The 22,123-nt window shown below is 44.1% G+C and carries 21 protein-coding genes; 13 read left to right on the forward strand and 8 right to left on the reverse strand.

The features are described 5' to 3' along the window. Window positions 1–27: 27 nt before the first annotated feature. The 3 genes from minC to AC27EZ_RS05665 all read right to left on the reverse strand — a co-directional run bounded on the left by minC (window position 28) and on the right by AC27EZ_RS05665 (window position 3,124). Window positions 28–780, reverse strand: a complete 753-nt coding sequence (minC, locus tag AC27EZ_RS05655) for a septum site-determining protein MinC (RefSeq protein WP_487134391.1) — start codon at window positions 778–780, stop codon at window positions 28–30. Window positions 781–959: 179 nt separating this feature from the next. Then, on the reverse strand, window positions 960–2,345 hold the full coding sequence (locus AC27EZ_RS05660) for a class II fumarate hydratase (protein ID WP_487134392.1): 1,386 nt from the start codon (window positions 2,343–2,345) through the stop codon (window positions 960–962). A gap of 53 nt (window positions 2,346–2,398) precedes the next feature. Next, window positions 2,399–3,124 carry a DUF6776 family protein gene (locus AC27EZ_RS05665; RefSeq protein WP_487134393.1) on the reverse strand — a complete coding sequence of 242 codons (726 nt, stop codon included), beginning with the start codon at window positions 3,122–3,124 and terminating at the stop codon, window positions 2,399–2,401. A 106-nt stretch (window positions 3,125–3,230) separates the two neighbouring features. Between AC27EZ_RS05665 and AC27EZ_RS05670 the strand changes: the two genes are divergently transcribed. The 3 genes from AC27EZ_RS05670 (at window position 3,231) to AC27EZ_RS05680 (ending at window position 5,639) form a co-directional block, all read left to right on the forward strand. Then, window positions 3,231–4,907, forward strand: coding sequence for a chloride channel protein (locus AC27EZ_RS05670; protein ID WP_487134394.1), 1,677 nt, complete (start codon window positions 3,231–3,233; stop codon window positions 4,905–4,907). 1 nt (window position 4,908) lies between these two features. Continuing rightward, window positions 4,909–5,337 carry a CopD family protein gene (locus AC27EZ_RS05675; protein ID WP_487134395.1) on the forward strand — a complete coding sequence of 143 codons (429 nt, stop codon included), beginning with the start codon at window positions 4,909–4,911 and terminating at the stop codon, window positions 5,335–5,337. A gap of 95 nt (window positions 5,338–5,432) precedes the next feature. Further along, window positions 5,433–5,639: a hypothetical protein gene (locus AC27EZ_RS05680; RefSeq protein WP_487134396.1), complete on the forward strand. Its 207-nt coding sequence runs from the start codon at window positions 5,433–5,435 to the stop codon at window positions 5,637–5,639. Window positions 5,640–5,664: 25 nt separating this feature from the next. Here AC27EZ_RS05680 and AC27EZ_RS05685 read toward each other — a convergent pair whose 3' ends face one another. Beyond that, window positions 5,665–6,315, reverse strand: a complete 651-nt coding sequence (locus AC27EZ_RS05685) for a UPF0149 family protein (protein WP_487134397.1) — start codon at window positions 6,313–6,315, stop codon at window positions 5,665–5,667. A gap of 177 nt (window positions 6,316–6,492) precedes the next feature. Here AC27EZ_RS05685 and AC27EZ_RS05690 point away from each other — a divergent pair, with 177 nt between their 5' ends. Further along, complete coding sequence (locus AC27EZ_RS05690; protein ID WP_487134398.1) at window positions 6,493–7,689, forward strand: Nramp family divalent metal transporter; 1,197 nt, start codon at window positions 6,493–6,495, stop codon at window positions 7,687–7,689. Window positions 7,690–7,796: 107 nt separating this feature from the next. Here AC27EZ_RS05690 and AC27EZ_RS05695 read toward each other — a convergent pair whose 3' ends face one another. The 3 genes from AC27EZ_RS05695 to typA form a co-directional block, all read right to left on the reverse strand. Then, the gene (locus tag AC27EZ_RS05695) at window positions 7,797–8,945 is read right to left on the reverse strand and encodes a MalY/PatB family protein (protein WP_487134399.1); all 1,149 of its coding nucleotides are present in this window, start codon (window positions 8,943–8,945) and stop codon (window positions 7,797–7,799) included. Between the two features lie 127 nt (window positions 8,946–9,072). After that, window positions 9,073–9,453: a response regulator gene (locus AC27EZ_RS05700; RefSeq protein ID WP_487134400.1), complete on the reverse strand. Its 381-nt coding sequence runs from the start codon at window positions 9,451–9,453 to the stop codon at window positions 9,073–9,075. Window positions 9,454–9,607: 154 nt separating this feature from the next. Then, window positions 9,608–11,437, reverse strand: a complete 1,830-nt coding sequence (gene typA / locus AC27EZ_RS05705) for a translational GTPase TypA (RefSeq protein ID WP_487134401.1) — start codon at window positions 11,435–11,437, stop codon at window positions 9,608–9,610. A 437-nt stretch (window positions 11,438–11,874) separates the two neighbouring features. Here typA and glnA point away from each other — a divergent pair, with 437 nt between their 5' ends. The 5 genes from glnA (at window position 11,875) to AC27EZ_RS05730 (ending at window position 17,073) form a co-directional block, all read left to right on the forward strand. Further along, on the forward strand, window positions 11,875–13,284 hold the full coding sequence (glnA, locus tag AC27EZ_RS05710) for a glutamate--ammonia ligase (RefSeq protein ID WP_487134402.1): 1,410 nt from the start codon (window positions 11,875–11,877) through the stop codon (window positions 13,282–13,284). A 114-nt stretch (window positions 13,285–13,398) separates the two neighbouring features. Next, a complete protein-coding gene (locus AC27EZ_RS05715) occupies window positions 13,399–13,944 on the forward strand; it encodes a DUF4124 domain-containing protein (protein ID WP_487134403.1) in 546 nt (181 codons plus the stop codon). Between the two features lie 127 nt (window positions 13,945–14,071). Then, window positions 14,072–15,157, forward strand: a complete 1,086-nt coding sequence (glnL, locus tag AC27EZ_RS05720; protein ID WP_487134404.1) for a nitrogen regulation protein NR(II) — start codon at window positions 14,072–14,074, stop codon at window positions 15,155–15,157. Further along, on the forward strand, window positions 15,147–16,556 hold the full coding sequence (glnG, locus tag AC27EZ_RS05725; protein ID WP_421132343.1) for a nitrogen regulation protein NR(I): 1,410 nt from the start codon (window positions 15,147–15,149) through the stop codon (window positions 16,554–16,556). Before glnL ends, glnG begins: the two co-directional genes overlap by 11 nt. A gap of 97 nt (window positions 16,557–16,653) precedes the next feature. Further along, window positions 16,654–17,073: a hypothetical protein gene (locus tag AC27EZ_RS05730; protein ID WP_487134405.1), complete on the forward strand. Its 420-nt coding sequence runs from the start codon at window positions 16,654–16,656 to the stop codon at window positions 17,071–17,073. Between the two features lie 64 nt (window positions 17,074–17,137). Here the strand turns inward: AC27EZ_RS05730 and AC27EZ_RS05735 are convergent, their stop codons facing one another. After that, entirely contained in the window at window positions 17,138–18,277 is a 1,140-nt protein-coding gene (locus AC27EZ_RS05735) for an HD-GYP domain-containing protein (protein WP_487134406.1), read from the reverse strand. 281 nt (window positions 18,278–18,558) lie between these two features. Here AC27EZ_RS05735 and AC27EZ_RS05740 point away from each other — a divergent pair, with 281 nt between their 5' ends. The 4 genes from AC27EZ_RS05740 (at window position 18,559) to AC27EZ_RS05755 (ending at window position 22,104) form a co-directional block, all read left to right on the forward strand. Continuing rightward, the gene (locus AC27EZ_RS05740) at window positions 18,559–19,284 is read left to right on the forward strand and encodes a 1-acylglycerol-3-phosphate O-acyltransferase (RefSeq protein WP_487134407.1); all 726 of its coding nucleotides are present in this window, start codon (window positions 18,559–18,561) and stop codon (window positions 19,282–19,284) included. 31 nt (window positions 19,285–19,315) lie between these two features. Then, window positions 19,316–19,714, forward strand: a complete 399-nt coding sequence (gene rraB / locus AC27EZ_RS05745; protein ID WP_487134408.1) for a ribonuclease E inhibitor RraB — start codon at window positions 19,316–19,318, stop codon at window positions 19,712–19,714. A 97-nt stretch (window positions 19,715–19,811) separates the two neighbouring features. After that, window positions 19,812–20,558, forward strand: coding sequence for a choice-of-anchor H family protein (locus AC27EZ_RS05750; protein ID WP_487134409.1), 747 nt, complete (start codon window positions 19,812–19,814; stop codon window positions 20,556–20,558). Window positions 20,559–20,856: 298 nt separating this feature from the next. Beyond that, the gene (locus AC27EZ_RS05755) at window positions 20,857–22,104 is read left to right on the forward strand and encodes an ABC transporter substrate-binding protein (protein ID WP_487134492.1); all 1,248 of its coding nucleotides are present in this window, start codon (window positions 20,857–20,859) and stop codon (window positions 22,102–22,104) included. The last annotated feature ends 19 nt before the right edge of the window (window positions 22,105–22,123 follow it).

A 22,123-nucleotide genomic window follows, 5' to 3' on the forward strand; every position in this document is an offset into this window, starting at 1 on the left:
TATTGCTGAATTCCTAATGATAGACGCTTATCGCTGAGCAAGAGGCTCAATGCGAAGCGTATCGTCTTCTAAAAAGATATGCGCAGGCATTTTCCAACATGATGCCTTTACGGTTTCATGCATAATGAATTGTCCTGCAATGGAAATGAGTTCGGCGTCAAGAGACTGACAAAATACGCGGGCGTGAGTATTTCCCTTCACGCCGGCGAGTGCCCGCCCTCTCAACGTACCGTAAATATGAATATTGCCGTCAGCTAACACTTCAGCTCCCTCACTGACGGTCGCGGCCACAATTAAATCGCACCCATCTGCATAAACTTGCTGCCCTGAACGAACGGGTCTAGTGATCACTTTTGCCGGTTTTAACGCAGTCTGAGACACGGTAGCAGCGACAGCACTAGCTTTTGTCGACATGCCTTCTGCCTCATCTTGCTGCGTATTTTCACTTCGATTATTGCCAAGTGAAGTTTCACTAAATTTACTTTGACTCACATCAGCCAAACCCAAGTCATTTATAGTGGTTTTAAGGCCTTCTACGTTACCGCGAACCGCCATCGGTTGAAGTGCCAAGCGTTTACATATTGCCACTAATAGCTCGAACTCGGTTGCCGACAAAGATACATTCAACTGTATGATGAGAGAGGAGCGTTTGAAAAACTGAGGGGCGGTTGCCACTTTGTGTTCTAACTGTGAAGTAAATATATCTGGGTCAAAACTTACCACCTCTAACACTATGCTGGTTAGCGTGGTTCCTTTCATGCGAAAGCACGTGTCTGTCATTTATTGTTCCTGAGGGTTTGTTTAGCGCCAATGCCCCTAAAGCGGGCTCTTTAGCAAGCGTAGCACTCTAACAAATTCCACTTTAACGGCAACAAATAACCTATAAAATCAGCAACAACCGTTCACAAATCAACCACTTCATACACATTTTGCCTTTTCACTGACGATCTCAACATGTTTCACTCAGCGTTATTCATGGCCAATTTTACGGGGTCAAGCAACTGAACAAGCTCGTCTCGGGGTATATCGGTCATTTCAGACGCCACATCGATGACAGAGCGCGCTTCTTTGTAGGCTTTTTTGGCAATTTCAGCAGCGCGCGCATACCCTATAATAGGGTTAAGCGCTGTTACCAAGATAGGATTTTTACGCAATGCGTTTTTAAGCACATCCTCTTGAACCACAAAGTCCTTTATGGCGCTATCACCGAGTATTTTCATGCTATTGGTCATAAGGGTAATACTCTGAAGTAAATTATTGGCAATCATGGGTAACATGACATTAAGTTCAAAATTCCCTGATTGCCCACCCACGGTGATTGCAGCATCATTTCCTATGACTTGGGCAGCCGCCATCGCAACCGATTCAGGAATAACGGGGTTAACTTTTCCGGGCATAATTGACGAACCAGGTTGAACAGCGGGTAATGCTATCTCTCCCAATCCGGATAAAGGACCTGAATTCATCCAACGCAAGTCGTTTGCTATCTTCATCAACGTAACCGCCAGTGACTTAACTAAGCCAGACAGTGAAACCGCCGAATCTTGAGAGGCGATATGAGAGAAAAAATTATCAGCAGGAGAAAAAGAAATTCCCGTTAATGTTGAGAGTTGACGAGAAAAGGCCGACGCAAAACCGGCAGGGGCATTGATCCCCGTCCCCACTGCAGTGCCCCCTTGTGCAATGGCAGTAATGACCGGTATAAACTGCGTTAAAAGCCTTTGCTGTTGACGCAGCTGAGATGACCAGCCAGACAAGCTTTGTGACAGGGTAATCGGCATCGCATCCATTAAATGGGTTCTGCCTGTTTTACACACGTGAGTGAGGGTGGCTGCTTTCACATCAATAATAGTAATTAATGCGTCTAACGCAGGCAAAAGGTTCTCAATTAGCGCTATCGCTGCACTTACATGAATAGTCGTGGGAATAACGTCATTAGAGCTTTGACCATAATTAACGTGGTCATTAGGATGAATAGGCGTGTCTGCATCTCTATTGGCTAGCGTGGCAATGACTTCGTTAGCATTCATGTTAGTGCTTGTGCCTGAACCGGTTTGGAACACATCAACAGGAAAATGATCCAACAACGAAGGGTCGTCTACGAGTTGTTCACAGGCATTCACAATCGCTTCGCTTGCTTTCTCCTCAATGGCACCAAGCTCACTATTCGCTTTCGCTGCGGCTTTTTTTATCAAAACCAATGCTTCGATAAATCGGCGAGGCATGCACATACCGCTGACAGGAAAGTTATTAATAGCACGTTGGGTTTGTGAACCGTAGAGCGCGCCGATCGGCACCTCTATATTTCCCATGCTATCTTGCTCTGTGCGAAAACCTTTTGTCATCACTCGCTTCCTTTTTGCCCTATTGGATTTATCTAGTGACTCCACGTCACGATTTATGGCGCTTGTGTGCTTTCGTCGTTATTTGTAACGGCTTCTGCCCACGCTATCGACTTTGTATACTCGCCAAGTCGCCGTTTATATTGATAAACCGTAGTGGTAAATACGATTGACTCAGCTTTCATATTTTCGGGCAATGAAAACGTCACATTTTCGTTCTGAAAGTATTTAAACCGATACGCCAACGGGGATGCTAAAAATGTATCATCATCTGTCCCTACGGTAATCGGCTTATCGTCAATAAATCCAGATACACTTATGTTCAACGTCCCTTTGATAACCGCTTTGGTTAAGCGCTCTTGCAGTAACACAAAGCGCAATTGATAAGTGTTATCTCTTTGTGTGTTAAAGACTTCAATATCATCAACGAGAAACCCATCTTGCGTATTTTCCGGCGCAATTACCCGCTCGTAAAACGCAACTTGCTCTTTCAACCTGTCTTGTTCGCTTTTAAGCGCCGCTAATTCACCAACGATAATTTGTTTTTCCTCACTGGCTATGGCTAATGCAATATCTCGTTGATTCGTCTGAGTGAGAAGTTTGTCGTTCTCATTGAGCAAGAGTGAAATAGTTTCTTTTTGTGCTGTGACAGTCCGCGCATGACCTTCATCTATGTAACGTGCCAACTGATAACCGAAAATTACCATTAACAACATGATGCAGACCGTCAATAACGACCACTTATAATTTCCAAGTCGGGCTTTTAGTTCATCTGTAGTCATATGCGCTTTTTAGTGTTTTGAATGCTAAATCCATGTCTTCTTAACATTATGAAATGCAAGTGTTTGTGTTAAGCTTTGAATATTACTCGTACTACTTTATCACATCATGCGCTTGCAATCTTTACGACAAGAAGTGGCTCACCCTCGAACGTCCATACAGCTTTGCTTACTTGGCATTGTCGGTGGTGTGAGTGCAGCGCTTATTATTATACTCTTTCGGCTATGCGTAGAGTGGTTGCAATCCTCGGGCATCGATACATTAAAACGCTATTTTTATGCAGACTGGCCGGTCTTATTTTTACTCCCGCTTGCTAGCGTAAGTTTTATCCTGATTATTGCCTATTTTACTGGTTTCAAACATTACCGAATGGGCATTCCCTTCGTTATCCACCGCATTAAGTATTTTTATGGGTATATCCCTTTTAGAACCACTATCAATCAATTTTTTGGAGGCATGTTAGCCCTAGCAGGCGGTTTTGTTGTAGGTAGAGAGGGGCCGTCGGTACATTTAGGTGCATCAAGCAGTAGCCTTATCGGACAGTGGCTTAAACTGCCCTACAACAGCATTCGTATATTAGCTGGCTGCGGTATTGCAGCCGGTATTTCGGCATCATTTAACACCCCCTTTGCAGCGGTGATTTTTGTGATGGAAGTGGTGTTAAGAGAATACAAGATACACATTTTTGTTCCTATCATGCTAGCCGCCGCATGTGGCTCGGTTCTCACCAGAATGGTATTCGGTGAAGTGAACGAATTGTCGTTCCTTTCCTTTAACGCATTTAGCGAGTGGATGTACCTATACCTTATTGTTTTTGGCGTGCTGTTGGGAATGCTAGCTACACTTTTTAACAACCAATTGATGCGAGTGATGACATTTTTTCGCCCGGTATCAATGATATGGCGATTGATCCTCGCGGCCATCATCACCGGCACCGTCGGTACGCTTCTTCCACAAGCGTTAGGCGCAAACTTTTCCGACGTAGAGTCATTCTTTCTAAGCAGCCCAAGTACGTGGTTACTGTGTGCCGTTTTAGTATTTAAAGTTGTGCTAGCAGTATGTGCGATTGGACTCGGAGTGCCTGGCGGCATTATTGGTCCGGTGATGGTGATAGGCATGCTTGCAGGGGCGGTGCTTCTTTTACCTTTAGCTTATTTCTTCGACCTGCCTGATTTTACCAGCAGCTTTGCATTGCTTGGCATTGCCGGCATGCTCACGGCGGTTCTCCACGCTCCCCTTGCTGCATTGTCGGCGGTAATGGAATTATCGTATAGCCCACAAATCATTTTGCCCGCCATGCTTGTTATTGTGCCAGCCTATGTTACTTCAACACAGTTTTTTGGTAACCGCTCTATTTTCATAAGGCAGTTAGATTATCAAAACTTGCCCTACGCAATTTCCTCTATTAGAGAGTCGTTAGAAAAAACAGGGGTGCTTGCGGCGATGAGCACCGAATATAAGCTATTCCATGATGCCCCTAATGCGGCATTAAAAGACTTTTTATCCAAAAACCCAACCACGATTGTTGTGCAGCGCTCAAAATTTGAAATAGATGTGCAACATCGTCTGGTCCAATACAATGTGAGTTTAGAGCATGATGCTCAACCATTAAGTTATCACGAGATGGAAGGCATTAGTGCACAATCAACACTGCATGAGGTCTACGAACTTCTCAAAAACACACGGTCAGGTGCAGTTTATATCTATGATCAAGAACTGAATGACATTATTGGCGTCGTCACCTGGAATATTTTGCAAAGCTTTTTACAAAAGGCACAATACTAATATGTACATCTTATGGTTTAAGGCACTTCACCTGTTTTTTATGCTCGCGTGGATGGCCGGTATCTTTTATCTTCCTCGCCTATTCGTTTATCACGCAACGACAACGTCTCAAGTTGTAAAAGACGAATTTAAAGTGATGGAGCGGCGATTATGGTGGTTTGTCACACCCTTTGCGTTTCTTACCCTTGCTTTTGGAATAGCACTTATTATCAGTTATGGGGCTACCTGGTTTAAAATGTCGGGCTGGTTACATATAAAATTTTTACTTTTGCTTGCCATTTATGGCTATCACTTCTATTTATTTAAGTTGATGAAACAGTTTGCAAGAGATGAAAATCGTCACACGCCTCGTTTTTACCGCATATTGAACGAAGCGCCCGTGCTATTGATATTAGCAATTGTATGCTTAGCGGTTGTTAAACCCTTGTAAAAAAACAAAAAGCAGGTAAGTTGGATAGTGTGTCAGCGACGCTATTGCGCTGACACATCTCTGGTGTCACGGATTAACACGACAGGACTCAATTCATGGAAGAAAAGACGATAGACATTGGTAACCAGCACTTGAAAGTATTATTGCACGAAACCGATGTTGCCTTTCAAGCACTCATGCAACACCCTGAAGCGACTGAATTATCGGATGCTTACGATAAGGCAAAAGCGGATTTAGATGCTTACACTGCATCAATGAAACAAGCGGTTTCCCGACGCCAACAGCAAAATCGCCACCGTTAATAAACATTACTTATGAATAAGAGCGTTAGCTATCAAGTGATGAAAACATTTCAAATTGATTAGGTAGTGATTGCGCAAGTTCGCCAGCGAGCGCCACGTAATCTGACAATAATGGCGACACCTGTTTTCTTAATGCGGGCAAATTTTCTTTAAGTACTTTTGCCTGTTCATCATTTCGTTGTCGTAATGCCAATGCTTCATCAGCTACAGTAGAAAACAACTTTAAACACCGCGTTAACCGCTTCTCGGGCGGCTCGATTGATAACGGCTGCTGAGTAACGTTCTGCCATGCCCGTTGCCACACATCTTCAAGCTGCTGATGCGCCGTTAATAAACCTTTAAGCCAACAAGAAAGTGCTGTGTTCGTAGACGCGTTATCACTCAGATTAACTGTAGTAAAAGGCCAAGAGGACTGTTCATCTCTCATATGCTGTAAATGGCTTCGAAGTGTATTCATAAGCGCATCAGCAATAACGTCTACATCACTATCAACCAGCACACCTGAAGACTGCTGAACTAACCACGGCATCCATTGCTCTGGCATAGGAATTTCCGGCGCAGACGCAACCGCGAAAATCATGCCGTCTGCATGGTAGATGTCGGGCAACACGCTTGCAAACGACGATGAATCATAGAGAGGTTTGAGAATATCTATCGGCTTTTTTTGGGCGTTCATAGTGCGTCCTCGTTTATGTTTGCGATATTACGGCAATTTCCGTTACAGTGCACAACATGTTAATGCGAGCGTGGCTACCGGCTTTTGTATTTACCGCTATGTTTATGGCAAACGATATCACCGTCAGCATAATTACACCGCTCACATGATTAAGAAACATAACGAGAAGTGGGATAAATGGCAAAAGATAAATCGGGTTATATTATTGCAGCGGCTTTTATAGGCCCAGGCACCATTACAACCGCAAGCCTCGCGGGTGCGAATTTCGGTTTTCATCTTGTATGGGCACTCCTTTTCTCTATTTTCGCCACCATTATATTGCAGGATATGGCCGCGAGATTAGGCGCGGCAACAGGCAGTGGGCTTGCTCAAGCAATGAAAGAAACAGTATCACTCCCTTGGCTACGAACAGCTTTTATGTTGCTGATTGTCGGTGCAATAGGCATTGGCAACGCCGCTTATGAATCAGGAAACCTGACTGGAGCAGCAATTGGCCTTGATGCATTTATCAGTGTGGGTGTCGCAGAGTGGGCAGCTATATTGGGTATGCTTGCAGTCGTTCTTTTGTATACAGGCAGTTATCAGTGGATTGAAAACGTACTTGTTTGCCTTGTTTTCATTATGGCTGCGGTGTTTTTGATTACACTCATCGTTGCAAAACCCAACCTAACCGATATGTTTTCACAGGCTTTTTCACCGCAACTTTCAGCTGGAGAGATAACAACGATACTGGCATTGATTGGTACAACGATTGTACCTTACAACCTGTTTTTACATGCCAGTTTAGTCGCGAAGGCATCTAAAGGCAGGCCGACTGACATTGCTGTTAAAGATAGCCGTGCACAATCGGTAAGAGCAATATCGTTAGGTGGTCTTATCACGTTAATTGTCATGGCGACCGCAATGATGGCATTTTTTAACAGTGCAGCCACGATGGACGCCTCTAATATGGGCGAGCAGCTTAAACCCGTACTAGGAGAAAGCGCCCAGTGGTTCTTCGCATTAGGTCTTTTTGCGGCAGGGCTAACAAGTGCTATTACCGCCCCTTTAGCTGCGGCTTACGCCGTATGTGGCGCGATTGGATTATCTGACGACTTAAAAGGACGCGCATTTAGAACCGTTTGGTTCACCATTATTGTAAGCGGTGTCGTTGTGGCTTCATTAGGCTACAAGCCCCTACCGGCGATCCTATTCGCGCAAGCAACCAACGGCTTACTTCTGCCTATCATTGCGGCTTTTTTATTGGTGGTCATGAACAAAAGCGACAAACTTGGCGCGTTTAGAAATAACTGGGTAAGCAATGTTGCTGGTTTATTTGTGGTGAGCGTAGTGGTCGGGCTGGGGTTTTATAAGCTAATCACTACGTTTTTGTAAGCATCACAGCTAACTTGCGTCGAGTAGGCTAACGCGTAGTTTATACCACCTATTGCAGGGTGTCGTTTCACACCGTGCAATAGGAAGAGTAAACGAAAGAAATGTGTTTAGTTGGCCAAGCGCGTTAGTATTTCTTTGAGCATTGCTCGACTGCACCCGAAGTTGATCCTGAAATGATCAGGCTTATGAAAATCAGCCCCCGGCGATGGCCCTACGCCTTTATCTTCTGCCCATTGAAGCACGTTATCGACTTTCAAGCCGCTACCATCTACCCATGCCAAAAAGGTGGCGTCAGGTTTAATAAGTGTTAGTCCATCAATAGCATTAATTGCGTCTACCACTACTGCTCTGTTTTCACGAAGATACGCAAGCTCAGCTTCATGCCAATCATCACACTGAGTAAACGCCGCCTGCGTCGCAACAAGCCCCATCACATTCACCCATGGAACAATACCTGCTGCTGCCTGCGTGAAGGCGGTTCTAAGCGCTTTGTTAGGGATAATAGCGAAAGAGGTACCCAAACCAGCAATATTAAACGTTTTACTCGCCGCCATCAGCGTAACGCTATTCTCGGCTAAGTTAGCTTCTCTTCCAGCAGGGATATGTTTTTTTCCGGGCTCTAAAATTAAATCACAGTGTATTTCGTCAGAACACAGTCGCACACCGTTGTCGTTACAAATTGATGCAACACGATCCAGTTCGGCTTGTGTCAGCACCGAACCAACTGGATTCATGGGGTTACACAGGATGAAAAGTTTGCACTTGGGGTCTTTGGCGTGCTGCGCAAGCGCATCAAAATCTAGGGTATATCTGGCACTATCCGTTCCTTCATTTTCGATAACCGTACCAATATCGACACGCTCTAATCCGTTTAATTGAGGCGCTGCTAACAAGGGAGGGTAATTGGGCGTTTGAATAAGTACCTTATCGCCAGGTTCACAATACGCCTTACATGCCACGTTAAAAGCAGGAACGACACCCGGTGTCCACACCAACCACTCTGGCTCGATATGCCAGTCATGTTTGTCTTTTAGCCAGCGCTGAACGGCGGCGATAGCATCAGTATGATGAGCGGGCAAAATATAACCCATATTGCCATGTTCAACGTGCGCTGAGATAGCGTCCAATATAGGCGGAGCGCATTTAAATTCGGTATCAGCCACCCAAGCAGGAATGATGTCACGGCCTTGGTACTTCTGCCATTTAAAAGAAAAGGTATCGTTGCGCGGTGGTGTATTGTCAAAACTGAAAGTCACAATGCGGTCCTGAAGTAAACGTGTCTTTCATCAGTGTAATAAGATGCACCGCAATACACTAGCGTTGTGTAGGGTAAAAATACGCGCTGCTTATATCAAATAGCACTTGTTTATTCACCGCACGAAGTTATCGAGGAGGCCTTGCTGCTGTGGCTAAGACTTTTTCGGTTAGCTCTGTCATATCGATTGGTTTCGCCAAAAAACCTGATGCGCCTAACTTTCGAGCTTCCATTACCAGCGCTTTGCTAGGGTCTGCGGTTATGAGTAGAAAAGGAATATGCAAATTTGCTGCACGACAAGTTTTAAGCAAACTAAGCCCATCAAAGTGTGGCATGACTTGGTCACTAATAATGAGTTGAAGTGAGTCAGGTGTTTGTTGCAATAAGAAATCTCTCGCCAATTTACTGCGACTAAATGGATACACTGTGGCAGACAGGCGCTGCTCTAATGTTTCTGTAACGAGTTCAAGGGTAAGTTCATCGTCTTCAATAACGGCAACAGATAGCAATAGTCTTTCCTCATGAACGGTGTAAACCCCGATAATAGAGTGTAGTAGAAATGATGCAAGTCGCCTTTCGTCGACTTTACGCTTTCAAATCTAAAAAAAATGCCAACATTACGTTGGCATTTTTAAAAGACTTAAGCGTGTTTACTCGCTAATCTTATTTAGGCGCTCGCGATGCGCGCTTACGCTCGTTTTCTGACAACAACTTCTTACGAATACGGATAGATACTGGCGTAACTTCCACTAGTTCGTCGTCATCAATGAACTCAAGTGCTTGTTCAAGTGACATCTTAATAGGCGGAACAAGCGTTTGCGCTTCATCAGTACCTGATGCACGAACGTTAGTAAGCTGCTTACCTTTTAACGCGTTAACCGTCAGGTCGTTATCACGGCTATGAATACCGATAACCATACCTTCATAAACTTCTACACCGTGACCGATAAATAAACGGCCGCGCTCTTGAAGATTAAACAAGGCATTGGTCAGTGCTTTACCATTCGCGTTGGCAATAAGTACACCATTTTTACGTTTGCCAATAACGCCGCCTTTGTAAGGGCCATAATGGTCAAATGAATGATACAACAAGCCTGAACCAGAGGTCATTGTCATGAACTCAGTTTGGAAACCAATCAAACCACGGCTTGGAATAACGAAGTCTATACGTACGCGACCTTTGCCATCTGGTGACATATCGGTCATTTCTGCTTTACGAAGACCAAGTTGCTCCATGATAGAACCTTGATGTTGCTCTTCACAATCTATCGTCAGTGTTTCAAACGGTTCTTGTATCGCACCATCTTCTTCTTTCAAGATTACTTCAGGGCGTGATACTGCTAACTCGTACCCTTCGCGACGCATGTTTTCAATCAATATGCCCAAGTGAAGTTCACCACGACCAGAAACACGGAATTTATCTGGATCAGGCATTTCTTCAACACGAAGCGCCACGTTGTGAACAAGCTCGTCATTTAAACGCTCAAGGATGTTACGTGACGTTACGTATTTACCTTCTTTACCCGCAAACGGTGAGGTGTTTACTTGGAACGTCATAGTAACTGTTGGTTCATCTACCGATAATGGCGGTAATGCTTCAACTTGGTTCACATCACAAATTGTGTCAGAGATCTTAAGTTCTCCAAGACCAGTGATTGCAATAATGTCACCTGCACTTGCACTTGTAACTTCATGGCGGTCGAGGCCAAGGTAGCCATAGACCAAGCCAACTTTACCGTTTCGAGTTTTACCATCAGCGGTTACTACCGTAACTTGCTGGTTAGTCTTTACTGAACCACGGCTAATGCGACCAACACCGATTACACCTACATATGAGTTGTAATCAAGCTGAGAAATCTGCATTTGGAAACCACCGTCTCTGTCCGCATCTGGTGCAGCAACTTGGTCGACAATAGTTTGGAAAAGCGGTGTCATATCTTCAGACGGTGTATCAGCATCATTCGACGCCCAACCGTTCAATGCAGAAGCATAAACCACTTGGAAATCTAGCTGTTCATCAGTTGCACCTAGGTTGTCAAACAGATCAAATACTTGATCCATTACCCAATCAGGACGAGCACCTGGCTTGTCGATTTTATTGATTACAACAATTGGCTTAAGGCCTTGAGCAAATGCTTTTTGCGTAACAAAACGTGTTTGCGGCATTGGGCCTTCTTGCGCGTCAACAAGCAGAAGTACTGAATCAGCCATTGACATTACACGCTCTACTTCACCACCGAAGTCGGCGTGTCCTGGAGTATCAACAATGTTAATACGGTAATCTTGCCAATTAATTGCAGTATTTTTCGCCAAGATAGTGATGCCACGTTCTTTCTCGATGTCATTCGAGTCCATAACGCGCTCTTCTTGTGCGCCGCGAGATTCCAACGTACCAGATTGCTGAAGAAGCTTATCTACCAGGGTAGTTTTACCATGGTCAACGTGGGCGATGATTGCGATATTACGCAACTTACTTATATCAGTGGTATTCATGCTTATAATAGAGCCTGTATAAATCGATACATACCAACATGGCATGCACTAGATTTCTTGCAAAAAATGCAGATAGAAAAATTTGCGCGGATTGTACAGAAAAACCACGGCATTTGCGCATCTTTTTTTTGATAAACCTACTTTTTAGACTTAACTCATTTTCTCAAATGAACAAATTCATCCGCCCAACACATATTTTCATTGGAAAGCCCCGCTAACATAATCTACGCTAGCTATCATCGAATACAAATTAATGCACCAAAGAAAGGCGCACCAGCACCACATTGGTGCAAAAAAATAATAACAGCGAACGCTATATCGCCGCTATCCCGCGAAAATTCGAATAGCGATAGATGGCATGATTATCGCTTTCCCTTTTTCCATTGTTGGAATGAAGCTGATCATTCTGCATTTTTACATTAAACCTGGAGGACACGATGTCAATTGAAAAGGCATTAGAGCTTATTAAAGAAAGCGAAGCGAAATTTGTAGATTTACGTTTTACCGATACTAAGGGTAAAGAACAACACGTATCAATTCCTGCAAGTCAGGTTGGTGATGACTTCTTTGAAGAAGGTAAAATGTTCGACGGCTCGTCAATTGCTGGTTGGAAAGGTATTAACGAATCAGACATGGTTCTTCTTCCTGATCCTTCAACGTGTGTTGTTGACCCGTTTGCAGAAGAAACACAAGTTAATATCCGTTGTGATATCGTTGAACCGTCAACAATGGAAGGTTACGAGCGTGACCCACGTTCTGTTGCTCGCCGCGCTGAAGAATACTTGAAATCAACAGGTATCGGCGACACCGTATATTTCGGCCCAGAGCCGGAGTTCTTCTTATTCGACGATGTTCGATTCCATACTGACATGGCAGGTTCTTTCTACAAAATTGACGCGTCAGAAGCGAAATGGAATTCAGGCGAAGAGTTTGAAGGCGGTAACATGGCTCACCGCCCTGGCGTGAAAGGCGGTTACTTTCCAGTACCTCCGGTAGATTCTGCCCACGACATTCGTGCAGCAATGTGTTTAGTCATGGAAGAGATGGGTTTAGTAATAGAAGCGCATCACCATGAAGTTGCAACAGCTGGCCAGAACGAAATCGCTTGCGAATTCAACACGCTTGTTAAAAAAGCAGATGAAATTCAAATATACAAGTATGTGGTTCATAACGTAGCTCACGCGTATGGCCAAACAGCGACCTTTATGCCTAAGCCATTGGTAGGTGATAACGGTTCTGGTATGCACTGTCACCAATCTATCTCAAAAGATGGTAAAAACATCTTTGCGGGTGATAAGTATGCTGGCCTTTCTGAAGAAGCGCTTTTCTACATTGGCGGAATCATTAAGCATGCTCGCGCAATTAATGCATTTGCAAACGCATCAACGAACTCGTACAAGCGTCTTGTACCAGGGTTTGAAGCACCTGTAATGCTTGCCTACTCTGCACGTAACCGTTCTGCTTCTATCCGTATTCCTTACGTAACAAGCGATAAAGCTCGTCGTATTGAGGTTCGTTTCCCTGACCCTACTGCTAACCCATACCTTGCGTTTACAGCAATGCTTATGGCTGGCCTTGATGGGATCAAGAACAAAATCCATCCTGGCGATGCTATGGATAAAGATTTGTATGACCTTCCAGCAGAAGAAGCAGCTGAAATTCCAACGGTTGCTAGCTCACTAGAAATGGCGCTTGATGCGCTAGATAACGATCGTGACTTCCTAACGGAAGGCGGTGTTATGACTGATGACATGATTGATGCTTATATCAATTTGAAGTCTGAGGAAGTTACGACGCTTAACATGACGACTCACCCTGTAGAATTTGATATGTACTACAGCGTGTAACGCTCGCGTATAAAAACGTATACAAAAGCCCGCTTATGCGGGCTTTTTTTATTGCGCATGTTTAACTAGTATAGTTGTTAGGGTTTTCCTCGATGACAAGGCAAGGAGCGGTAATTGAAAACACATCGTCAGTTTTTATTCACAGTAGTACTGTTCATGCCATTGATAGGTTCAGCGCAGCAAGATAACACCTCTCAAACTGGGACTATCTATAAAGTACAACGAGAAGACGGTTCTATCGTCTATACAGACGTGCCCTCAGAGAATGCCCAGCCGCTAGAATTCGATGAAAAAACCCAAAACCAAGTCACTGCTATTCCCACCCCCACACCTGCTGTACCAACACGTGACAAAGCAAAACCCAGTTATAAGGTAACTATCGCATCCCCTGCCCCGGAAGCCACTATTCGTAACAACATGGGTAATATTACCATTCGTGCAACACAACCTGATTCGCCACGCGCAAGCCGATACCGCCTCGTGTTTGATGGGCAAGCTATCGAAACCAACAACTCCGGTCTTTTCCAGTTAAAAGGGGTTAATCGAGGTGCACATCAATTTAAGGTTGAGCTAACTGACAATAAGGGCAAGACTCTTGCATCGTCAGACGAACAAACACTGTTTTTGCATCAAGCTTCAGTGTTCATTAATCGTAATTAACGTTCAATCATAGCGCAGCGCCCGCACCATAGCGGTTCATAGAAAGACTCGCAGACTTTTATCTGGGCAGCCATTTCTGGGTAATGCGCTATAATGCACTATAATAGTGCAGAGGAGATGAGCTCGGATGCAATCGACCGAGTTAGAAACACAACATTTAATCAATAGCCTTAATGTTGCTCTAGTCATGGTAGATAGTGATCTCACGATTATTTATGCAAACCATGCGGGCGAGGCGCTTTTCGAAACGGGTAAGAAACAGCTTATCGGTCACTACCTTGCCGACTTTTTTTTACCCGACACAATAGAAACAACACGGCTAAAAGCGGCGCTGCGTAAGGGTGAAGACTTCACCGAAAACGAGATGCGGTTGAGCTTTAAAGACAACCGCAATGTGATGGTAGATTTAACCGTAACCAACGTACAAACGGACCAGGGTCCACGCCTGTTGTTTGAGGTAAAAACGATTGATCAACAAAAACGTATCTCTCGTGAAAACCTTCAAAACGCGCAACATTACGCGGCGAGAGAACTAATACGCGGGTTAGCACATGAAATTAAAAACCCGCTGGGTGGAATAAGAGGCGCTGCGCAACTCCTTGAAAAAGAGCTAAGTAGTGACTTAAAAGAATTTACTAAAATGATTATCGAGCAATCTGACCGACTTCGAAATTTGGTCGATAGGCTGCTTGGTCCAAACGCACTACCTCGGTTTGAAGTGACTAACGTACACCAAACCTTAGAGAGGGTGCGAAGTCTTATGCGATTTGATGCCGATACGCCCATTACAATTATCAGAGACTACGACCCAAGCATTCCCGAACTCGTGATCGACCCCGACATGATTCAGCAGGCTGTGCTTAATATCGTGCGCAATAGCGTTCAGGCACTCAACGAACATAAAACACCACACCCTCAAATTAAGTTAGTCACAAGAATAGAACGACAAATGACAATTCAAACGAAACGTCATTCGCTTATCGCAAGGATATCCGTTGTCGATAACGGCCCAGGCATACCCGCTGATGTGCGAGATACACTTTTTTACCCGATGGTAAGCACCAAACAATCGGGGAGCGGCTTAGGTTTATCAATTTCTCAAAATCTCATCCACCATCATGGCGGTAAAATAGACGTTGATAGTCACCCTGGCCATACCGAATTCACTATTTATATTCCTATAGAGCGCAAGGAGACAAGCGATGACGAATGAATCAATATGGATTGTCGATGATGATAGTTCTATTCGTTGGGTGCTTCAAAAAGCGTTGCAAGCTGCAAACATAAGCTGCTTATGCTTCGAAAACCCTCAAGATCTACTCTTGCAACTACAAAGTGGACAATCACCTGAAGTTATTATTTCAGATATCCGCATGCCTCAGATGGACGGCATGACACTGCTTAATGAAGTTCACAGCATAGACCCGTTAATGCCCGTGATCATTATGACCGCGCATTCGGATTTAGATAGTGCAGTCAATGCGTATCAAAAAGGCGCATTTGAGTACCTACCAAAACCGTTTGATATTGATGAAGCGGTCACGCTATCACAACGCGCATTAGCACACGCCAGAGAACAATCAAATACCCAACATGTTCAGCAAGACGAAAGCGTTACTGAAATCATTGGCGAAGCGCCAGCAATGCAAGAAGTATTTAGAGCTATAGGTCGATTGTCACGCTCCTCTATCAGCGTACTGATTAACGGACAATCTGGTACGGGAAAAGAATTGGTTGCACATGCACTACACCGACATAGCCCACGCTCAAGCAAGCCTTTTATTGCGTTAAATATGGCGGCGATACCTGCCGATTTAGTTGAATCTGAACTTTTCGGCCACGAAAAGGGCGCATTTACTGGCGCACAGAACGCGCGACAGGGGCGCTTTGAACAAGCAAACGGCGGCACATTATTCTTAGACGAAATTGGCGATATGCCCCTTGATGTTCAAACCCGGTTATTACGCGTGCTGGCCGATGGCCAATTTTATCGCGTGGGCGGTCATCAGTCGGTATCAGTTGATGTACGAATTATCGCTGCCACGCACCAGAACCTAGAACAGCGCGTTTCTGATGGTAAGTTCAGGGAAGATTTATTTCATCGTTTAAATGTTATTCGCGTGCACATCCCTTCCCTCTCAGAACGCCGCGAAGATATCCCCCTTCTCGCGCGCCACTTTTTACGTCGCGCCGCAAAAGAGCTTGATGTTGAGGCAAAGTCGTTAAGCAAAGATGCAGAAAAGGTTATGGCACAACTGGCATGGCCCGGTAACGTAAGACAGCTAGAAAATGTGTGTAGATGGCTCACCGTCATGGCAAGCGGACAAGAAGTGCTCGCTAGCGATTTACCACCTGAAATTCACAACGAGGGCAGCATTGAGCGTGCAGCCAGCGAAGCAGGCGACTGGCCTGAGCTTCTCGCGTCGTGGACCGACAAGCAATTGCGTGATGGCAAGCACGACATCTTGAACGATGCGATGCACACGTTTGAAAAAATCATGTTAGAACGAGCGCTACATCATACCCATGGACATAAGCAAGATGCGGCAAAACGTCTTGGCTGGGGAAGAAATACGTTAACCAGAAAGTTAAAAGAACTCGATATAAACTGAAGAATAATAAGCCCGTTTGCCGCGGGCTTTTTTATAAACAATTTTTTTCGTACTTTTGCTATAGTTTAATTATTAAGCCCATTGAAGTGCGCAGCTCATGTTTGAACAACACGGTAATTTTAACGTTTTTGTCGTGAATAACACGATTACGTTAACGCTAGAAGGGGCTTGGAATGTTGAAACGTCGCTCGCCTATCAACAAGAAATACGAGAGAAAGCCCGCCATCTTAAAGGCTCACCTTTTGGTGTTCTTACCCTTTTAAACGACTGGGAGTTGTGTACACCTGAATGCGAAAAAGTGCTGGTAGAAATTGTCCAAACCGCCATCTCTTGGGGAATGCAAAAGGAGGCCGTTGTCAACGATACTGGCGCTGCCAAGCTTTTACTGTTTGAAAAACACAAACACCTTCACATAAATGATTGTAAAGAAGAGCACTTTCACCGCAGAATTTTTAGCCAGAAAAGTGATGCGGTCAGTTGGCTGGCAAGCGCAGGGTTTCACCTCGACGATACCTGAAACCTGCCCCTCTTACCCCTTGCAAAATCATTAGCATGGTAACGACATGTTATGCCGCACACACTTAATGCCCCATTCGAAATAGGCTAGTCATCCCCTGATTAAAGTGACGTACCCATTTCATGCTGAATTGCCCCTTTGCGCTGCGGTTTATTTCAATTACCGCTTCTTTCTTGGATAACGGTTCACCTTCAGTGTGGGCTCTTGAATGTGTCATTGCATCATACGTATCAACAATAGCAAGAAGCTTAGCGCCTTCACAAATATCTTCTTCTTTAATCCCGAGAGGATAACCAGTCCCATCGGTTCTTTCATGGTGCTGCATAACAATCTTTCTGGCCATGTCCCACTGATCAAGATGCTCTAGTAATCGTGCACTCTTATAAACATGAGACCGCATTAAATTAAATTCAATATCCGAAAGCGCATCGCCTTTGTGTAGAATTTTAAGCGGCATAAAAGCCATACCGAAGTCATGAACATAACTAGCTACGGCTAATTGGTCTTCTTCTATTGGGTTGCCTGCAATATCATTAATATACATTGCTAATTTAGCAATCCTATCGCCACGGCCTCCCCAGTAATCAGAACGTCGCTCGATGGTCTGCATTAGGTCGCGAAAAAAGAGTACATCTAACTTTTTCTCACTACTCATATCCTTTGGAATACCGGTCGTAGCGAGTGTGGGTGGTTTTATTTGAATGCTTTCAGGATTATCTTCATTCATAACCACATCTAAAGCAGGATTTAGCAATAATACGGCTTCGGTAAGCAATTTTTCATGATCGCTCCCGTTGTCAGGCGTAATACGGCTTATTGCCATGACGAGTTGACTGTGCAGCGTATCGTCATAGTCGGCTTTACCCTGTGCCATCACACCTTCCACAAACGCTTTCACTCTGTCCATCGTTAGCAACACAAGATCACTCATGGTGCTTGTGTAAGACACTTGCCCTTTTCTAAGAAAGTCGAGTAAGTCTTCTACATGCTGGAGAAGCGGAATCATGGGACTGAAGTTAACTAACCCCAAATCCCCTTTTATTGTGTGGATAGAACGAAATAACGCACGCTGTAACTCGTTGTCCTCAGGACGTAATTCGAGTTCAATCAAGGTCTGCTCACTCGACTCATAAAGTTCGTTTATTTCTTCCATTAAGTCAGAAAGAATATCTTCTTCGAGATCGTCAGGGACAAATGTCTGCATTGATAAATACCAGTAGTTAATACGTTATTTTGCCTACGTTTTTGTGTAATGCGGGGGCGGCAAATTTTTTATATAACGATGAGTATCGTACATTCCAGCAATTTTTGAAATCTATGATGTGAAAACCGCTTTATTTTCTACCCTTCTTACCTCGTTTTTATCGGCAACGACGATAAAAACTACATGAAAAAGTGAAATCATCTATAATCCTAATCTCATCGGACAAGTGTACGCTGAAACTTATTCTATACTTCGCCCGTCATTTTTTTACAGGAGCCACTTTGATAGCTTTATTTCGCGTTCCCACGCTCTTTTTATCGTTTCTCTTTATAAATATCGCATTGCTTTTGATATGCGTTTTTCGCCCGTTTCACAAAGATAACGTGCATGCAGCAGGACGCCTTTATTCATTAATGGCAAAAATTGTAGGCCTAAAAATTGTTATTCAAAAAGACCCGCGCGTTAAAATCAATGAGCCTTATGTTTTTATTGCCAACCATCAAAACAGCTTTGATGTAATAACGATTTGCAAAGCGGCGCTTCCTGGCGTGGTCACCATAGGTAAGAAAAGCCTTAAGTGGATCCCCATCTTCGGGCAAATTTATTGGCTGTCTGGCAACATTATGATTGACCGTAAAAATTCAGGAAAGGCAAGAAATACGCTTGATATTGCAGCACAGCGCATTGCGAAAAAGCGAACGTCAGTGTGGTTATTCCCAGAAGGGACAAGAAGCTATGGACGAGGAATACTTCCTTTCAAACAAGGCGCTTTCAGACTTGCAAAGTCAACGAATGAACCCATCGTCATGGTTACCGCAAGCAACCTTCATAAAAAGGTAAAATGGAACCGTTGGGATAATGGTGTATTACTTATCGATATTGCGGCGCCAGAAGCCCTTACCGATGAGAAGTCCATAAAAGAATGGATGGGTTATTTTAATCAAAAAATGGCACATAAGTTTGAATCTCTTGATGCGCAGGTCGCTGAATTAGAGAAAAGTAGGTAAACTTGCTGCATCAACTATATTCGAGATACTTATGACACAATTTGAAGAAAGAGAAGAGTGGTATGCTTTCAATCAAGAGACGATTGAAGCGCTGCTCGAAGATGGCAGCGAAGCAGATGCCGATTACACTATCGAACACCACTTCGCGAGCAGCGATTTTGATAAACTAGAAAAAGCCGCGGTCGATGCATTTAAAGCTGGATTCGAGGTAACCGATGCAGAAGAACTAATGTTAGATGATGGCGGTACCGTATTTTGTTTCGACGCCATTATCGAGCGTAAATTAGAGCAAGAGCAACTTGATAAAGACACCGATGCTCTATTGAAAATAGCCGATAAGCAAGACGTACAATACGATGGTTGGGGCACCTACTTCATGCCTCGCGGCGATGATGAAGACGAGTACGAAAGCGAATACCTCGACGATTAATTAGCAACAACGCCGTTCCATTAAGAAACGCTTCAGCTTTTGTTCATCTTTTCCAGTCAATAATGGCGTTGTCATTTTGATTGGAAAAGGATGTATCATGAAAGCGTTACGCACACATTCAGTACTCACTCCCCTACTACTTAGCTTTGTTGCGCTGTGCGCATCAGCCTTCGCCTTCGCCAGCAATAGTAAAGAAAACGTTTCGGTGGTAGCGAAGGAGTATCGTCATGACGTTGCTTACGTACCCGCGAACGTATTACCTGCAACTGCATTGACCGCCAATGAAGATAAACAAGCACTGCGAAAGCAACAGCACAGTAATGTTGTTAAGTCGTTCAGCAGTACCTCTGTGGTTAACGATCCTGATTATTGGATTTACGACAGTTGGGTAACGCTTGATACAGACATTGATTACGACGGCTACTTTTCAGCCTTTACCGTTGAATTTGATGCCGATACTATTTTTTCAAATGTGCCGGTATACGCCGTTATCTACCTCGGCCAGAACGAGCGTTATCAAAGTATTCATGTTACTTCTGAATTTTCGCTTTATGGTGATGATTCTACCGATGGGTTTGTCGTTGAGAGTGCCTTGATATCCGGGTTTCCTTCTGGGGATTACGATATTCTTATCGAACTATATGATGCATATACTGATGAGCTTGTTGCTTTTTCAGATGCCTACGATGATGCTGACCTCAGTTACGTAAGCTTAGAAAGTAATAACTACGAATACGTGGTAGAGGACACAGTGATCGTTGTTGAGGAGTACGGCGGTGCAACAAGTCTCTTTACAATATTGAGCCTAGGGTTGTTTATGTTTGTTCGCCGTTTTAAACATTAGATATTAAAAGCGGTAACATAAGGAGTAAACACAGGGTTTACTCCTTATATTTTTGTATTCGCTTCAATGCCGAGCTATAAGCATGCTCACATCATCAATGCCCTTCCTTCACAGCTCATCAACCAATTCATTCATTGCACGTACCCCTATTTGTTTAAATTGTCCTTTTATTGGACATATTATCGAATTACTTTGGTGAACATTTGGTAAGGGTACTGATTTAGTGCCACACTAAGTACTTAGCGAATATATGGGTAGTAGTGTGAAAATAGAAAAGGCAGATAATTCCCCCTCAAATGTGCCTCGGCGCAGTTTTATAAAGCGCGTATCAGCTTGGACCATTACCGCGGGCGTAACGCCGTTCGCAATCGGAAAGCCCAAACCCACACTTCGTGTATTGGGTACACACGTTACCCTTCAAGAGACGCTGCGCATTCGGGCAATGGAAGATTTAGGGATAAACATCCAATTTGAGCCAGGTGGCAGTGCGGCCATACTTCAAAAAGCATCAACTAATCCATCGACATTCGACTTATACGAACAATGGTCAAACAGTATTAATATTCTTTGGCGCTCACGGGCTATTCAACCGATAGAAAAAAAACGACTTTTATATTGGGATGAAATTAATGACCTGACCAAAACCGGTAAGGTTGCACCGCAAGCGAAGCTGGGGGCTGGTGATGCGCCACACAAAATATTGCACGTACAGCAAGACGGTACCCTAAATGCTGGGCACACCGAGGCTATCAGTTTCTTACCGTATGTTCACAATGTTGACTCGTTTGGTTATAACACCTCTGAATTACCCAATAAATTGACAGAGCAGGAAGAAAGTTGGGGGTGGTTACTCGACAGCCATTTCTCCGGCAATGTAAGTATTGTTAATGACCCAACGATTGGCCTATTTGACCTCGCCCTTGCGGCCCAAGCCAAAGGGTATATTGAATTCAACGATATTGGTGCAATTACCCGGCAAGAACTCGATGACCTGTTCAGTGTGTTAATTGAATTGTCCCAACTCAATCATTTTAATGGCTTTTGGACATCTGTACCCGAGTCAGTCGCATTTATGAAAACCGGGCGAGTTACCATAGAAAGTATGTTTTCTCCTGCGGTATCTATGCTGAATGGTCAAGGCATTCCCGTGCGGTTTGCAGCACCAAAAGAAGGCTATCGAGGATGGCATGGCGTGATGTGCCTCTCTGCTATGACCGCAGGCAGGAGCAAAGATGTCGCTTACGAATACATGAACTGGTGGCTATCTGGCTGGCCCGGCGCTTTTGTTGCTAAACAAGGTTATTATATCTCAAACCCAGAACGCTCCAGACAATATTTAACAAAGAACGAATGGGACTTTTGGTATGCGGGAAAACCTGCATCGAAAGCGCTGCGCGGCACTGATGGCAAAATCGTTGTCAATGCAGGACAGCAACGAAGTGGTGGTAGTTATGAAAATAGGTTTAGTAATGTTGCCGTTTGGAATACCGTAATGCCAACCTATGAATACAGCTTACAAAAGTGGTATGAATTTATAACGTCTTAATAACCGGAATCGCTGACGC

The organism is Alteromonas sp. 4NH20-0056, assembly GCF_057539655.1.

Excerpts from the sequence above, each read along its gene's own strand:
- rraB (WP_487134408.1), top strand. The coding sequence starts at position 19,316 with ATGACACAATTTGAAGAAAGAGAAGAGTGGTATGCTTTCAATCAAGAG.
- glnA (WP_487134402.1), top strand. The coding sequence starts at position 11,875 with ATGTCAATTGAAAAGGCATTAGAGCTTATTAAAGAAAGCGAAGCGAAA.
- AC27EZ_RS05730 (WP_487134405.1), top strand. The coding sequence starts at position 16,654 with ATGTTTGAACAACACGGTAATTTTAACGTTTTTGTCGTGAATAACACG.
- AC27EZ_RS05685 (WP_487134397.1), bottom strand. The coding sequence starts at position 6,315 with ATGAACGCCCAAAAAAAGCCGATAGATATTCTCAAACCTCTCTATGAT.
- AC27EZ_RS05735 (WP_487134406.1), bottom strand. The coding sequence starts at position 18,277 with ATGCAGACATTTGTCCCTGACGATCTCGAAGAAGATATTCTTTCTGAC.
- glnL (WP_487134404.1), top strand. The coding sequence starts at position 14,072 with ATGCAATCGACCGAGTTAGAAACACAACATTTAATCAATAGCCTTAAT.
- glnG (WP_421132343.1), top strand. The coding sequence starts at position 15,147 with ATGACGAATGAATCAATATGGATTGTCGATGATGATAGTTCTATTCGT.
- AC27EZ_RS05660 (WP_487134392.1), bottom strand. The coding sequence starts at position 2,345 with ATGACAAAAGGTTTTCGCACAGAGCAAGATAGCATGGGAAATATAGAG.
- AC27EZ_RS05665 (WP_487134393.1), bottom strand. The coding sequence starts at position 3,124 with ATGACTACAGATGAACTAAAAGCCCGACTTGGAAATTATAAGTGGTCG.
- AC27EZ_RS05670 (WP_487134394.1), top strand. The coding sequence starts at position 3,231 with ATGCGCTTGCAATCTTTACGACAAGAAGTGGCTCACCCTCGAACGTCC.
- AC27EZ_RS05680 (WP_487134396.1), top strand. The coding sequence starts at position 5,433 with ATGGAAGAAAAGACGATAGACATTGGTAACCAGCACTTGAAAGTATTA.
- typA (WP_487134401.1), bottom strand. The coding sequence starts at position 11,437 with ATGAATACCACTGATATAAGTAAGTTGCGTAATATCGCAATCATCGCC.
- AC27EZ_RS05690 (WP_487134398.1), top strand. The coding sequence starts at position 6,493 with ATGGCAAAAGATAAATCGGGTTATATTATTGCAGCGGCTTTTATAGGC.
- AC27EZ_RS05675 (WP_487134395.1), top strand. The coding sequence starts at position 4,909 with ATGTACATCTTATGGTTTAAGGCACTTCACCTGTTTTTTATGCTCGCG.
- minC (WP_487134391.1), bottom strand. The coding sequence starts at position 780 with ATGACAGACACGTGCTTTCGCATGAAAGGAACCACGCTAACCAGCATA.
- AC27EZ_RS05750 (WP_487134409.1), top strand. The coding sequence starts at position 19,812 with ATGAAAGCGTTACGCACACATTCAGTACTCACTCCCCTACTACTTAGC.